Source organism: Delftia deserti (genome assembly GCF_042653485.1).
Lineage (GTDB): Bacteria > Pseudomonadota > Gammaproteobacteria > Burkholderiales > Burkholderiaceae_C > Comamonas > Comamonas acidovorans.
In genome coordinates this window covers 5670833-5683931 of sequence record NZ_JBHSIH010000001.1, presented here as the reverse complement: position 1 = coordinate 5683931, position 13099 = coordinate 5670833, and the positions used below count along the sequence as shown (strand labels likewise).

Genomic DNA, 13099 nt, shown 5'->3' with positions numbered 1-13099 from the left:
ACACCATTGCGCAAGGAGAAGCGTCATGAGCTCCAAGGAAAACGCCGCCATCAACCAGCTGTTCGAGAAACTCGAATGCCGCTACGCGTTGCGCGTGCTGTGGGCGTTGCGTGACGGCCATCCTCAGACCTTTCGACTGCTGCAAGACAGCGTGGGCGGCATCACGCCCAACACGCTGAACACCCGCATCAAGGAGTTGCGCGAGTGCGGGCTGCTGGAGCATGGTTCCGACGGCTACACCGTGACGCTGGCCGGCCAGGACCTGCTCAAGCGCCTGTCCGATGTGCAGGCCTTTGCCAACCGCTGGGTGGCCGCGCGCGCCAAGAAGTGATGTCAGGCCGGGCGCGGCACCAGGCGCCACGGCCTCTTCCCGCGCAGGGCATCCGGCCCGCCGGGTCGTCTCCTTTCCCCTACCGTTTCTCTCTCAAGGAATACCACCATGGCTTTCACCACCACCGCATCCGGCCTGCAGTATGAAGACACCGTCGTGGGCGACGGCGCCGAAGCCCAGCGCGGCCGCAGCGTGACCGTGCACTACACGGGCTGGCTCTACAACAACGGCGTGCAGGGCGCCAAGTTCGACTCCAGCAAGGACCGCAACGATCCCTTCGTCTTCCCCCTGGGCGGCGGCATGGTGATCAAGGGCTGGGACGAAGGTGTGCAAGGCATGAAGGTGGGCGGCCAGCGCACCCTGATCATCCCGGCCGAGCTGGGCTATGGCGCCCGCGGCGCCGGCGGCGTGATCCCCCCCAACGCCACGCTGAAGTTCGACGTGGAGCTGCTGGCCGTCTGAGCCTGCACCCACAGGTTCATGCAAGGGCAAGGTGCGAAGGCGCCTTGCCCTTTTTCATTGCCGGGCCGCCCAAGCCCTCTCGGGGCGCGTGGGGGCCATTCCTCGTTCAAGGTGCCTTGCCGAACAGCGCCTCGTGCAGCGGCAGGTAGCTGGCGGGGCTGGCCGCCTCGCGCAGGCGCGGCGCCAGTGCCACCAGCTGGTCGTAGCCCATGGCCGCTTCCACGGCAAGGTTGAGCCGGAACCCCTTCAGGCCCAGGTTGGCCGTGATGGCCACGGCCAGCGGATAGGCGCTGCGATAGCGCGCGGCCAGCGAAGGCTCGGACTGCGCGGGGGCCTCGCCAGCGGAATCGGTGGACAAAGCCGCTGCAGCAGGCGCGGCAGGGACCGACGGCACCGCAACGGCCACCACGCCCAGCCGGGGCTCGGCCGCGTCGCGCGGAGCCAGCCATTCGCGCTCCACCAGCGCCAGGATCTCGTCCTGAGTCACGCCCATTCCGGCGACGGCCTGCAGCACCTGCGCCAGGCTGCGTTGCCCGTCAAACAGCAAAAAGGCCGAGCGCAACCGGGGCGAGAGATCGGCATGGCGTTCCTTGAATGCCTGTTGGCCGGCGGACGTTTTCACAAAATGCATGGCGGACGGGATTCTCTGCAAGGGATCGGATCGGACACGGCTCGCAGCGTGTCATGAGCCTCCGGCTCCCAAAAGCGGGTTTTCCAGCACGCGAGGGCTTCAGTGGGGCCGGCAATGATCCAGATCTGCCATAAGCACAAAAACGGGACAGAAAATGGCCGTCCTCCCGCCCGGCGGCCTCTGCCGTCAGGACGCTTTTGCGGGCACGGAACGCGCCGGCGCCCGGCGGCGCGGGTCCAGGCAGCTGACCAGCCAGGTCACCAGCAGGCCGGCCGGCACGCCGAAGACGCCTGACGAAATCGGCTGTATGCCCCACCACAGGCGCGCGTGCAGCGCTTCGGGCAGCACGGGCTGCAGTGCCGGCACATGCGAGACCATGTAGTACAGCGTGACGCCCAGCCCGGCCAGCATGCCGGCCACGGCGCCCCGGCGCGTGGTGCCACGCCAGAAGATGCCCAGCACCATGGCCGGCACGAAGGCCGAGGCCGCCAGCGAGAACGATGCCGTGACCATGGGCAGGATGTCCGAGGAACGGCGCGAGGCCACGAAGGCGGCCGACAGCGCCATCACCAGCAGCGCGAACTTGGACAGGATCACGCGCTGCTCGGGCGAGGCGCGGCGGCGGCGCTCGCGAAAGTACAGGTCGCGCACCAGCGCGTTGCTGATGGTCAGCAGCAGTCCATCGGCCGTGGACAGCGCCGCAGCCAGGCCGCCGGCCGCCACCAGGCCGGAGACCACGTAGGGCATGCCGCCCAGCTCGGGCGTGGCCAGCATGATGAGGTCGGCGCCCATGCGGATTTCGCCGAACTGCAGCACGCCGTCGCCGTTGACATCCTCCACGGCCAGCAAGGAGGCATCCACCCGGGCCCACTGCGCCATCCAGTTGGGCAACTCATCAAAGCGGATGCCCACGAGGTTGTTCATGACCTCGAACTTGACCAGCACGGCCAGGGCCGGCGCGCTCATGTACAGCACGCCGATGAAGAACAGCGTCCAGCCCACCGAAGCCCGCGCCCCCGACACCGAGGGCGCCGTGTAGTAGCGCGTGAGCAGGTGCGGCAGGCCGGCCGTGCCGGCCATGAGGCAGAACATCAGCGCCAGGAAGTTGCGCCGGCTGTCCTCGTAGATCTGCTGTTCCTGGGGTGATCCGTCGGGATTGCCGGCGAATGGCAGGCTGTGCAGCGGAATGCCGCCCAGCGGCTTCTCGCGCTCGCGCATTTCCAGCAGCTGGCGTGTCCACAGCGCGCGCGCGGCGGCTTCGTCGCGCGGCATGGCGGCCAGTTCGCGGCTGGCGGTCATGATGGCGCCGATATCGCCGCTGCGCGTGCGCAGATCACGTATGCGCTCGGCCAGCTCCTGGCGCTCGGCGGCCAGCACGCGCGCCACGTCCTTGAGCTTGTCCTCCAGCACCTCGGCGCGCAGGCGGTAGGCGGCGATCACCTCCTGCTCGGCCGGCGAGTCCAGCAGGCGCTGCTCCATCTCCGCAATCTGGCTGAGCTGGGCCGTATAGGCCAGCGGCGCCACGGGATTGCCCATCTGCCGGTAGGCCAGCCAGGACACGGGGATCAGAAAGGCCAGCAGGATGACCACGTACTGCGCGACCTGGGTCCAGGTGATGGCACGCATGCCGCCCAGGAACGAGCACAGCAGCACGCCCCCCAGGCCCAGCATGATGCCGATCTCGAACTGCACGCCCGTCAGCCGCGAAGCGATCAGCCCCACGCCGTAGATCTGCGCCACCACATAGGTGAACGAGCAGATCACGGCCGCCAGCGCCGCGATCACGCGCGGCCAGCGCCCGCCGTAGCGCTGCTGGAAGAAATCGGGAATGGTGTAGAGCTGCATCGCCCGCAGGTGCGGCGCGATCAGCATGGCAACCAGGCAAAAGCCGCCCGTCCAGCCCAGCAGGTAGGCCAGCCCGCCGGCCTGGCCCGGCACGCCGGCAAAGCCCTGCAGGTACAGCGCCCCCGACAGGCTGATGAACGAGGCCGCGCTGACCCAGTCCGCCGCAGCCGCCATGCCGTTGTAGAAGGGCGGAATGCGCCGGCCAGCGACGTAGTACTCCTCGGGGTCGCTGGTGCGCAGGTACACGCCGATGGCCGCGTAGACCATGACGGTGAAGAACAGGAAGATGGGGCCTATCCAGTGGCGGGACAGGCCTTGCTGCTCGGCCCAGAACATGAGGGCCAGAAAGCCCAGTACACCAAGCGTGTACAGGGCCACGATGCGGTGCAGCCGCCAGTGGGAGGCCGCCGTCAGCGGTGCGCGCTCAGCCATGGCCGGGAGGCGATGGCGGTGCGGACGGTTGCGTATCGGCCGATGGGGATGCGGGAGCCGGTGCCGTCGCAAAAGCGGCCCGGGCCTCGCGGCGCTCGAAATGGTCCATGGACAGACAATAGACGATGACGATGGCCAGGAACATCAGGACTGCCCCCTGGGCCGCGAACCAGTAGGCCAGCGGCCAGTCGGGCATCAGCGCCTGCAGGTCGCGTGCGTAGTAGCAGGCGCCAAAGGATACGGCGACCCAGACCGCGAACAGCACGGCCTTGAGCCACAGATGGCGGATGTCGTGCAGGTCGGGGGCGAAGGTCTCGCCTTCGGACGGTCCCCCGACCGCGTCGTCATGCAAGTGCGCTTTAGGCGTATGCATGGCGACGCTGCCAGCCCTTACTGCGCCAGGCGCTGCCAGGTGGCGACCACGCTGTCGGGGTTCAGCGAGATGGAGGCAATGCCTTCGTCAGCCAGCCATTGGGCGAAGTCCGGGTGGTCCGAAGGGCCCTGACCGCAGATGCCCACGTACTTGCCCTGGTCCAGGCAGGCCTTGATGGCGCGCGACAGCATCTTGCGCACGGCCGGGTCGCGCTCGTCGAAGTCGGCAGCCAGCAGCTCCAGGCCGGAGTCGCGGTCCAGGCCCAGCGTCAGCTGGGTCAGGTCGTTGGAGCCGATGGAGAAGCCGTCGAAGAACTCGAGGAACTCGTCGGCCAGGATGGCGTTGGAGGGCACCTCGCACATCATGATGAGCTTGAGTTCGTTGTCGCCGCGCTTGAGGCCGTTGGCCGCCAGCAGCTGGGTGACGCGCTCGGCCTGCTTGAGCGTGCGCACGAAGGGGATCATGATCTGCACGTTGGTCAGGCCCATGTCCTCGCGCACGCGGCGCAGTGCCTCGCACTCCATGCGGAAGGCCTCGCCGAAGTCCTCGGAGATGTAGCGCGCGGCGCCACGGAAGCCCAGCATGGGGTTCTCTTCCTCGGGCTCGTAGCGGCTGCCGCCGATGAGCTTGCGGTACTCGTTGGACTTGAAGTCCGACATGCGCACGATGACGGGCTTGGGCCAGAAGGCCGCGGCGATCGTTGCCACGCCTTCGGCGACCTTGTCCACGTAGAAGGCGCGCGGCGAGGCATGGCCGCGGGCCACGGACTCGACGGCCTTCTTGAGGTCGGCATCGACGGCCGGGTAGTCCAGGATGGCCTTGGGGTGCACGCCGATGTTGTTGTTGATGATGAACTCCAGGCGGGCCAGGCCCACACCCTCGTTGGGCAGCTGGGCGAAGTCGAAGGCCAGCTGGGGGTTGCCCACGTTCATCATGATCTTGGTCTTGATGGCGGGCATCTCGCCACGCTGCACCTCGGTGACCTCGGTCTCGATCAGGCCGTCATAGATCTTGCCGGTATCGCCTTCGGCGCAGCTCACGGTGACCAGGGTGCCGTCCTTGAGCAGGTCGGTGGCGTTGCCGCAGCCGACCACGGCCGGAATGCCCAGTTCGCGCGCAATGATGGCCGCGTGGCAGGTACGGCCGCCACGGTTGGTGACGATGGCCGAGGCGCGCTTCATCACCGGCTCCCAGTTGGGATCGGTCATGTCGGTCACCAGCACATCGCCGGGCTGGACCTGGTCCATGTTGGCGATGTCATTGACCAGGCGCACGGGGCCCGTGCCGATCTTCTGGCCAATGGCGCGGCCTTCGGCCAGCACATTGCCCGTGCCCTTGAGCGCGTAGCGCTGCTCGGCCTGGCCCTTGGCCTGGCTCTTCACGGTCTCGGGGCGGGCCTGCAGGATGTAGAGCTGGCCGTCCGTGCCGTCCTTGCCCCACTCGATGTCCATGGGGCGGCCATAGTGCTGCTCGATGACCAGGGCATAGTGGGCCAGCTGCTGCACGTCCTCATCGGAAAGCGAGTAGCGGTTGCGCAGCTCATGGGCCACGTCGGTGGTCTTGACCAGGCGGCCGCTGGCGGCCTTTTCCTCGGGCGAGGCAAAGACCATCTGGATCAGCTTGGAGCCCAGGTTGCGGCGGATCAGGGCCTTCTTGCCGGCCTTGAGCATGGGCTTGTGCACATAGAACTCGTCAGGATTGACGGCGCCCTGCACCACGGTCTCGCCCAGGCCGTAGCTGGAGGTGATGAAGACGACTTCCTCGAAGCCCGATTCGGTGTCGATGGTGAACATCACGCCGGCCGCGCCCAGGTCGGAGCGCACCATGCGCTGCACGCCGGCCGACAGGGCCACCACGTCGTGGGCAAAGCCCTTGTGCACGCGGTAGGAGATGGCGCGGTCGTTGTACAGCGAGGCGAAGACTTCCTTCATCTTGTGCAGCACCGACTCGATGCCCACCACGTTCAGGAAGGTTTCCTGCTGGCCTGCGAACGAGGCGTCGGGCAGGTCTTCGGCCGTGGCCGAGGAGCGCACGGCGAACGAGGCCGCCTCGTTGCCACCTTGCAGGCGCACGAATTCCTCGCGGATGGCCTGCTCCAGATCGGCCGGGAAGGGCTGGTTCTCGACCAGGGCACGGATTTCGGCACCGACCTGGGCCAGGGCGCGGACATCTTCCACATCCAGGGCGGCCAGCTTGGCGCTGATCTTGTCGGCCAGGCCGTCATGGGCCAGGAACTGGCGGAAGGCGTGGGCCGTGGTGGCAAAGCCCGTGGGAACGCGCACGCCCTGCGGCAGCTGCGAGATCATTTCGCCGAGCGAGGCGTTCTTGCCGCCTACGGACTCGACATCGGTCATCCTCAGTTGTTCAAACGGAACGACGAGGGCGGTGGCCTCGAACAGTTGAGACATGGGAAAGCTCCAGAAGTTGAAAACCGTCGTGCGCCGCCCCGGCTGCCAAAGCCGGGCACGGTCGATCCACCCACGCAGGCATGCGCGAGGCTTTGCTGTTCTGGTTGGAGGCCGGCAGCGAGCATGGATGGGAAATTGGGAATAATGGGCGCCATTGTAGGCGTTTGCCGTGAACCGACGGCAGCCCCCCTGTCCAGAGTCCGACCACCATGCACACCCACACCATCTTCGTCATCTCCGATGGCACTGGCATTACAGCCGAGACCTTCGGCACGGCCATCATGGCCCAGTTCGACACCAAGTCGCGCCTGGTCCGCATCCCCTTCGTGGATACCATGGACAAGGTCCACCAGGCCGTGCGCCAGATCAACCATGTGGCCGAGTCGGAAAGCCACAAGCCCATCGTCTTCACCACCCTGGTCAACCAGGACATGCTCGACCTGATCGAGAGCCAGTGCAAGGGCAAGGTGTTCGACATGTTCGGCACCTTCGTGCGGCCGCTGGAGCTGGAGCTGGGCCAGAAATCGCTGCACCGCGTGGGCCGCTTCGCCGACATCAGCGAGAGCAAGGAATACCTGGAGCGCATGGAGGCCATCAACTACACGCTGGCCCATGACGACGGCCAGACCCACCAGGACCTGACGGGCGCCGACGTGATCCTGGTCGGCGTCTCGCGCAGCGGCAAGACCCCCACCAGCCTGTACCTGGCCATGCAGTTCGGCCTCAAGGTGGCCAACTACCCGCTGATCCCCGAGGATTTCGAGCGCAAGCAGCTGCCGCCCGCCCTGGTGCCCTCGCGCAAGAAGCTGTTCGGCCTGACCATCGATCCGCAGCGCCTGTCCAGCATCCGCAACGAACGCCGGCCCGACTCCAAGTACGCCAGCCTCGTCAATTGCCGCTACGAGGTGGCCGAGGCCGAATCCATGATGCGCCGCAGCGGCATACCGTGGCTGTCGAGCACGACCAAGTCCATCGAGGAAATCGCCACCACCATCCTGCAGGAGGTGCTGCCCCAGCACCTGGGGCACTAGCCTCCCCTGCGCTGCTCAGGCCGGGACGTTCCAGCGCAGCATGGGCTGCTGCGGCAGCGTCTCGACCAGGTAGTCCACCAGGGCACGCACCTTGGTCGGCACGTACTGGCGATCGCGAAAGCAGGCGAAGAAATCCAGCGTGGTGTCCTCGAAATGCAGCTGCCCCTTGCGCGCCGGGCACAGGGCCAGCGGCTGCAGCAGCCCCTCGCGCATGTAGCGGTGGGCGATGAAGCTGCCGATCCAGACAATGCCGCCCCCGGCCACGGCCATCTCGGTCAGGGCATCCACGTCGCTGGCGATGGCGGTCACGCGCAGCTGCGGGTCCACGCGCTTGCCATCGCGCGAAAACGGCCAGCGCATGAAACGGCCATCGGCCTCGCGCCGGTACAGCAGGCAGGCATGGCCGAGCAGGTCCTGCGCGGCCTGCGGCCTGCCGTGGGCCTGCAGGTAGGCCGGCGAGGCGCACAGCACGCGCGGCACGGCCGCCAGTTGGCGCACGGCCATGCCGGGCTCCAGCACATCGCGGTAACGCACGCTGATGTCCACGTCCTCCTTGAGCACATCCACCTGCCGATCCACCACCAGCAATTCCAGCTCCAGCCGGGGATGCTGGGCGGCAAAGGCCGGCAGCAGCGGCGCCAGCACATGGCGGCCAAAGGCTGCCATGCAGGCGATGCGCAGCCGGCCCTGCAACTGGCCGTGCAGCTGGGAGAGGTCGGACTGCGCTTTTTCCAGCTCCTGCAGCACGGGGCCCACGCGCGCCAGATAGCGCTCGCCCGCCTCGGTCAACGCCATGGAACGCGTGGTGCGAGTGATCAGCCGCGTCCCCAGCTCGCGCTCCAGCCGGGCGATGTTCTGGCTGGCCGCCGCCGGAGAAATGCCCAGCTGGCGCGCGGCCGAGGCAATGGAGCCGCCTTCAAGGGCTTTGACGAAGGTTTCGATGGAGCGCAGATTAGGCACAAAAACCTATGGATGAAAAATCAATTCATCAATATAGCTTACGAGTACACCAAGCTGCGGCCCTCTACACGGCGGCCCGGGCCTTGCCTACAGTTGCGCACTTGCCGCGCCGAATCGACGAGCGGCCCGACCGGACCTGCCTTCATGCCAGATACCTCTGCCTCCATCGCTCCCGCAACCCCATCAGCGCCGAGCCGCCGCAAGCTGCACCGCCGCTTCGCTCCCATCGTCTTTGCCTTCTACATGTCGGCAATCATGGCGTTTCTGATGTGCTGCGCCATCGTCGGCGCCAGCAGCGGCCTGGGCGCCGACTATCTGCAGCGCGTGATACAGGCCTATGTGCTGGCCATGCCCGTGGCCTTTGTCTGCGTGATGGTGGTGCGTCCGCTGGTGGGCAAGCTGGTGGCCGCCACCGTGCATCCCTGATGCGGCCGGGCGCTGGGCTGGATCTTTGTTTTCAGGGCCTGGGTGCGCTCAGGCCAGCGCCTGCGCTGCCAGGCGCGGCAGGCCCGCCACCAGTTCGCGCCAGCCGGGCAGCTCGGCCCGGCCCGGCTTGCGCTCGCCAAAGAACATGGCCATCAGGTCGCCCCGGGCATCGAAGGCCTCGACCGAGGTGACCACGCCATCGGCCGTGGGCTTTTGCACGGCCCAGACGCTGGCGATCAGGTCGCAGCGCAGATGCAGGTTGAAACCCGGGTCCATCACATTGATCCACTGTGCGCCGCCGGGCGTGTCCATGGGCTGGATGTTGTGCACGGGGCCGGTGTGGATCTGGATGCAGCCGCCGCTGTCCACGAAGACCATGATGGGCAGGCCGTCCACGGCCGCATCGCCCAGCAACTGGGCCACGGACTCGGGCGCCAGCCGCGCGCAGTGGCCGGGCACCAGGCGGAAGGCCTGCTGGCGCTCGGCGCCAAACCGGCGCAGCAGGTCGAAGAATTCATGCGTGTCCTGCATGACGGCCCAGGCAGTGCTCAGGCCGGGCACGTCGATGGCCTCGTCGGCCTGCGGCAGCGCACGCGGGCGAGCATGGCGGAACAGGTAACCAGCGCTGGGCTCGGCGAAACGCTGCACCAGCGCCTCCCACGCCTGCAGGTCGGTGGACTCGCGCGCATGGACCTTGTGCACGGCACGGCCCTGCGCATTGAAGAACTGCAGGCTGCGCATGGCCGGCCTGCCGGCCTGGGCAGCCTGTTCGGTCACGGCATAGCCGGCATGCCATTGGGCAAAGAACATTCGCAGGTCGATGTCGCGGCCCAGGGCAAGACCCACGCCGCCGTTGGCCGAAAGCTTCTGGTAGACCCCGGTCTTTTCGTGGACCGCGGACTCGTTGCGCGTCAGCGCCATCACGGGGCCGCAGTCCTGCAAGCCCTTCAGGATGGCCAGCCATTCGGCGCGCAGCGGCACGGCCTGGAGGTTGCCCTCATGCTGGCCCGCATGCGCGGCAATGGCGGCGCCTTCCGGCAGGCCCAGGGAATCGGCGGCCTCCTTGGCGCGCAGGCCATCCTGGCGCGCCCGCGCAAAGCGCTGGCGGACTGCGGGGGCATCGACGGGAATCAGGCGTCCGCCCTCCTCGGCATCGTGGACGGCGCTGCTCATTGCAGGGTGTCCAGCGGTGCGTGCCAGAGCGCATGGGGCACCGGCTGGGCTGCATGGGCTGCATGGGCTAAATCGGCTGCATGGGCTCCGGGCAGGGGCACTCCGGCCTCGGGCACGGCGCGGTGCGAGCGCGACGGCGCGCCCGCATCGGCCACCGCCTGCCAGCGTTGCTGCAGCCGCCCCAGCAGGGCGCGCATGTCGTGGGACAAGCCGCCCGCGCAGGCCAGGTTTTCGAGCTGCTCGGCCACCCGGGCGGCCATGGCCGGCCTATGGGTGTCGCAGCAGCCGTGGCCGAAGCCGGTCATCAGGGCCAGCGTGGCAGCCAGCGCGGCCTCGTTCTCGGGCAGCAGGTATTCCTCGTCCTGGGCAAGGTTCTCACTCTTGGATGGATGCATGGGGTTCTCCTTGCGTTTCAGTTGGCAGCGTTGCACATGCATGCGCCCGCGCCCCAGGCGCATGCTTCAGAAATCCTTGACCATCGACACCCGCACATGGCGGCCGGGCTGGCTGTAGGCGTCGGCAATCGCCGTGCTGGCAGCCAGGCCACGCACATCGGCCCAGCGCCAGTACTTCTTGTCGGTCAGGTTGTAGATGCCTGCGTTCAGGCGCAGGTCGGGGCGTATGCGCCACTGGGCGCTCAGGTCGGCCACGGTGGCCGAGGGGCTGAGCCAGGCGGCGCTGCCGTTGGACACGTCGCCGGCCATCTTGCCGCTCCAGTGCGAGACGTTGAACTGCACGCCCACGGCAGAGTGCTCGTAGCGCACGCCCAGCACAATTTGCTGGGGCGAGATGGTGTCCAGCGGCTTGTCGGACTGCGTGTCCTTGCCATCGGTATAGCCGTAGGCCAGGCGCGTCTGCCAGTCGCCACCGGCCCAGCGGCCCCAGTCGTAGTCGGCCTTGAGTTCGAAGCCGCTGATGCGGGCGCGGCCCACGTTGATGGACTGGTAGATGGCGGGGTTGGCCGCGTTGCCGGGCTGGCCCGAGACCAGTTGCTGGTCGACGATGAAGTCCTTGTAGCGCCCAGTGAACACGGCCGCATCCATGCGCAGCCTGTCCATGCGCCCGCGCAGGCCCAGCTCGAAGGTCTGGCTCTTTTCGGGCCGCAGGTCGGGGTTGGGGATGTTGCGGTAGAACGCCACCGGGTTCTCGAAGAAGGCGTTGATCTGGCCGGCATTGGGCGCCCGGAAACCTGCCGCGTAGTTGCCATAGACGGACCAGGCCGGGCTGGCCTGCAGCATGACGCCCAGCTTGGGCGAGAGCGCGGAGTCGGAGTTGCTGACCACGGTGGGCAGAAAACCGTTCTGCCGGGGCTTGATGCTGTAGTGCTCGGCGCGCAGGCCCGGGGTCACGCTCCAGGGGCCGTTGTGCAGTTCGGCCTGGGCGAACAGGGCGGTGGCGCTTTCGGTGGTGTCGGGGAAGCGCTTGAGCGGGAAGCTCTCGCCCACGGGCGGCGTGATGCCGTTTTGCTCGTTGACCACCTTGTTGCGGAGGTAGTCCAGCCCGTAGGTGAACTTGCCGCTGGCCGAGGAACTCCAGCGCAGCAGGCGGCTGGCCTGGGCGTGCAGCTGGATCGCGTCCTCGTCATAGGTCACGTCGCGCTCGCGGTAGGGCAGGCCGATGCGCGTCTCGGTGACGAATTCGCGCGCGTCGGACTTCTGGTAGCTGGCCATCAGCTGCAGTTCGTCGGCCAGCGCCGTGCCCAGCTGCTGCCACTGGCCCTGCCAGCTGGCCCGCCAGCGCTTCATGTCGGTACGCGAATCCGAGTTGGCCACGGTGGCCGAGCGCGCGGACAGCAGGGCGTAGTCGGCACGCTTGTCCACGTTCTCGAAGGTGAAGACATGCTTTTGCACGGCACTGGGCGTGAAGACCAGGCGGCCCATCAGCGACTCGCTGCGGTCTTTCTCGGGATTGGGCGTGGTGCGCGCAGCCCCCGTCACGTTGTTCGTGCCCATGTTCTCCAGCGCGTGCGAACGGCCCAGGCCCGCCGACAGCAGCCATGCCCATTCGGGGCTGGCACGGCCCGCCACGGTGGCGCCCAGCTTGCGGCCGTTGTCCGAGCCGTCATGGCCGGCAGCCACGCGGCCGGCGATGCGCTTGTCCTTGCCCAGCAGATCGTCCGGCTGCACGGTCACGAAGTTGACCAGGCCGCCCATGCCGTCCGAGCCATAGAGCGCGGGCGTGGAGCCGCGCAGGATTTCCACGCGCTGCACCAGGCCCAGGTCCAGGTAGTCGCGGCCGAAGCTGTTGGCGCTGAAGCTGTAGCTGCGCGGCAGGCGCACGCCATCGACCAGCATGAGCACGCGGTTGCCATCCAGGCCACGGATGTTGAAGCCGCTGTTCTGGTCGCGCCCGGCCGGAGAGGCCGCCAGCGAGAAGCGGGCCGGGGCACGCGGCACCTCCACATTGGGCAGCAGGTTGACCATCTCGCGGATGTCGCTGGCCTGCTCGCGTTCCATGCGGCCGGCGTCGATCACGTCGATGCTCATGGGCAGGATGTCGGGGTCCTGCACCTCGCGCGAGGCGCTGATCACCATCTCCTTGAGGGCCGGGGCACGGCTCCGTGCCCCGGACGCGGCCTGCGCCAGCAATTGCGTGTCGGCGTCTGCGGCGGCCTGCCCCGGCTCCTGTGCCACGGCGATGGAGGCACACAGCAGCGCACAGGCTGCGGCCAGTGGACGGCGCGCCAGCAAGGCGCGTGGTTGCGTCGCGAAGATGTCAGCCATTCCAGAAACCCTCTCTCTGATCGACATGGATTTGCGAGAGCTGGCTTCTGGTTGCAGCAGCTGGCGGATGGCCCGCCAGCCGTTGGCGCGTCATGTGCTGGCTGGATGAAGAAAAATTATATGCGAATAGTTCTCATTTATTGGTTTGACTTGGCGCATGGAACCCGGAACAAACCCTGCTGGCGCCGCGTGCCGCCAGGCAGCCATCGGTACGACACGCGCAGCGACAAGGCCCGCGCCTGGAGCCGCAGGCATGAAAAATGGAGCCCGCACTCCCCTTGCCGCGCAAGGTCTTCTACCCCTG

12 protein-coding genes are annotated in these 13099 nt (G+C 67.5%); 4 read left to right on the top strand and 8 right to left on the bottom strand.

Going from position 1 to position 13099, the window contains the following annotated elements; translation table 11 throughout:
• Positions 1-25 precede the first annotated feature (25 nt).
• Both ACFPFG_RS26870 and ACFPFG_RS26865 read left to right on the top strand, forming a co-directional pair.
• Positions 26-331: a winged helix-turn-helix transcriptional regulator gene (locus tag ACFPFG_RS26870; protein WP_012206858.1), complete on the top strand. Its 306-nt coding sequence runs from the start codon at positions 26-28 to the stop codon at positions 329-331.
• Positions 332-439: 108 nt separating this feature from the next.
• Positions 440-793, top strand: a complete 354-nt coding sequence (locus ACFPFG_RS26865; RefSeq protein WP_012206859.1) for an FKBP-type peptidyl-prolyl cis-trans isomerase — start codon at positions 440-442, stop codon at positions 791-793.
• A 106-nt stretch (positions 794-899) separates the two neighbouring features.
• Here ACFPFG_RS26865 and ACFPFG_RS26860 read toward each other — a convergent pair whose 3' ends face one another.
• The 4 genes from ACFPFG_RS26860 to ppsA all read right to left on the bottom strand — a co-directional run bounded on the left by ACFPFG_RS26860 (position 900) and on the right by ppsA (position 6482).
• Complete coding sequence (locus ACFPFG_RS26860) at positions 900-1424, bottom strand: hypothetical protein (RefSeq protein ID WP_183020878.1); 525 nt, start codon at positions 1422-1424, stop codon at positions 900-902.
• A gap of 186 nt (positions 1425-1610) precedes the next feature.
• Positions 1611-3701 (bottom strand): VC_2705 family sodium/solute symporter, encoded by a 2091-nt coding sequence (locus ACFPFG_RS26855; RefSeq protein ID WP_312373154.1) that lies wholly within the window; start codon positions 3699-3701, stop codon positions 1611-1613.
• On the bottom strand, positions 3694-4074 hold the full coding sequence (locus ACFPFG_RS26850) for a DUF4212 domain-containing protein (RefSeq protein ID WP_012206862.1): 381 nt from the start codon (positions 4072-4074) through the stop codon (positions 3694-3696). Before ACFPFG_RS26850 ends, ACFPFG_RS26855 begins: the two co-directional genes overlap by 8 nt.
• Before the next feature lie 17 nt (positions 4075-4091).
• Complete coding sequence (gene ppsA, locus ACFPFG_RS26845) at positions 4092-6482, bottom strand: phosphoenolpyruvate synthase (RefSeq protein ID WP_183020880.1); 2391 nt, start codon at positions 6480-6482, stop codon at positions 4092-4094.
• Between the two features lie 209 nt (positions 6483-6691).
• Between ppsA and ppsR the strand changes: the two genes are divergently transcribed.
• The gene (gene ppsR, locus ACFPFG_RS26840; protein ID WP_012206864.1) at positions 6692-7513 is read left to right on the top strand and encodes a posphoenolpyruvate synthetase regulatory kinase/phosphorylase PpsR; all 822 of its coding nucleotides are present in this window, start codon (positions 6692-6694) and stop codon (positions 7511-7513) included.
• Positions 7514-7528: 15 nt separating this feature from the next.
• Here the strand turns inward: ppsR and ACFPFG_RS26835 are convergent, their stop codons facing one another.
• Positions 7529-8473, bottom strand: a complete 945-nt coding sequence (locus ACFPFG_RS26835) for a LysR family transcriptional regulator (protein ID WP_380108947.1) — start codon at positions 8471-8473, stop codon at positions 7529-7531.
• Between the two features lie 144 nt (positions 8474-8617).
• Between ACFPFG_RS26835 and ACFPFG_RS26830 the strand changes: the two genes are divergently transcribed.
• A complete protein-coding gene (locus ACFPFG_RS26830; protein ID WP_380108945.1) occupies positions 8618-8899 on the top strand; it encodes a DUF2798 domain-containing protein in 282 nt (93 codons plus the stop codon).
• Between the two features lie 48 nt (positions 8900-8947).
• Here ACFPFG_RS26830 and ACFPFG_RS26825 read toward each other — a convergent pair whose 3' ends face one another.
• From ACFPFG_RS26825 to ACFPFG_RS26815, 3 genes are all read right to left on the bottom strand, one after another.
• A complete protein-coding gene (locus ACFPFG_RS26825; RefSeq protein WP_197955535.1) occupies positions 8948-10072 on the bottom strand; it encodes a hemin-degrading factor in 1125 nt (374 codons plus the stop codon).
• The gene (locus ACFPFG_RS26820; protein WP_259649276.1) at positions 10069-10467 is read right to left on the bottom strand and encodes a hypothetical protein; all 399 of its coding nucleotides are present in this window, start codon (positions 10465-10467) and stop codon (positions 10069-10071) included. The genes ACFPFG_RS26825 and ACFPFG_RS26820 overlap by 4 nt, the downstream gene beginning before the upstream one ends.
• A 66-nt stretch (positions 10468-10533) precedes the next feature.
• Positions 10534-12795, bottom strand: a complete 2262-nt coding sequence (locus ACFPFG_RS26815) for a TonB-dependent hemoglobin/transferrin/lactoferrin family receptor (RefSeq protein WP_380108943.1) — start codon at positions 12793-12795, stop codon at positions 10534-10536.
• Positions 12796-13099: the final 304 nt, after the last annotated feature.

Coding starts and splice junctions, on each gene's coding strand:
- ACFPFG_RS26870 (WP_012206858.1), top strand. CDS start 26: ATGAGCTCCAAGGAAAACGCCGCCATCAACCAGCTGTTCGAGAAACTC.
- ACFPFG_RS26865 (WP_012206859.1), top strand. CDS start 440: ATGGCTTTCACCACCACCGCATCCGGCCTGCAGTATGAAGACACCGTC.
- ACFPFG_RS26860 (WP_183020878.1), bottom strand. CDS start 1,424: ATGCATTTTGTGAAAACGTCCGCCGGCCAACAGGCATTCAAGGAACGC.
- ACFPFG_RS26855 (WP_312373154.1), bottom strand. CDS start 3,701: ATGGCTGAGCGCGCACCGCTGACGGCGGCCTCCCACTGGCGGCTGCAC.
- ACFPFG_RS26850 (WP_012206862.1), bottom strand. CDS start 4,074: ATGCATACGCCTAAAGCGCACTTGCATGACGACGCGGTCGGGGGACCG.
- ppsA (WP_183020880.1), bottom strand. CDS start 6,482: ATGTCTCAACTGTTCGAGGCCACCGCCCTCGTCGTTCCGTTTGAACAA.
- ppsR (WP_012206864.1), top strand. CDS start 6,692: ATGCACACCCACACCATCTTCGTCATCTCCGATGGCACTGGCATTACA.
- ACFPFG_RS26830 (WP_380108945.1), top strand. CDS start 8,618: ATGCCAGATACCTCTGCCTCCATCGCTCCCGCAACCCCATCAGCGCCG.
- ACFPFG_RS26825 (WP_197955535.1), bottom strand. CDS start 10,072: ATGAGCAGCGCCGTCCACGATGCCGAGGAGGGCGGACGCCTGATTCCC.
- ACFPFG_RS26820 (WP_259649276.1), bottom strand. CDS start 10,467: ATGCATCCATCCAAGAGTGAGAACCTTGCCCAGGACGAGGAATACCTG.
- ACFPFG_RS26815 (WP_380108943.1), bottom strand. CDS start 12,795: ATGGCTGACATCTTCGCGACGCAACCACGCGCCTTGCTGGCGCGCCGT.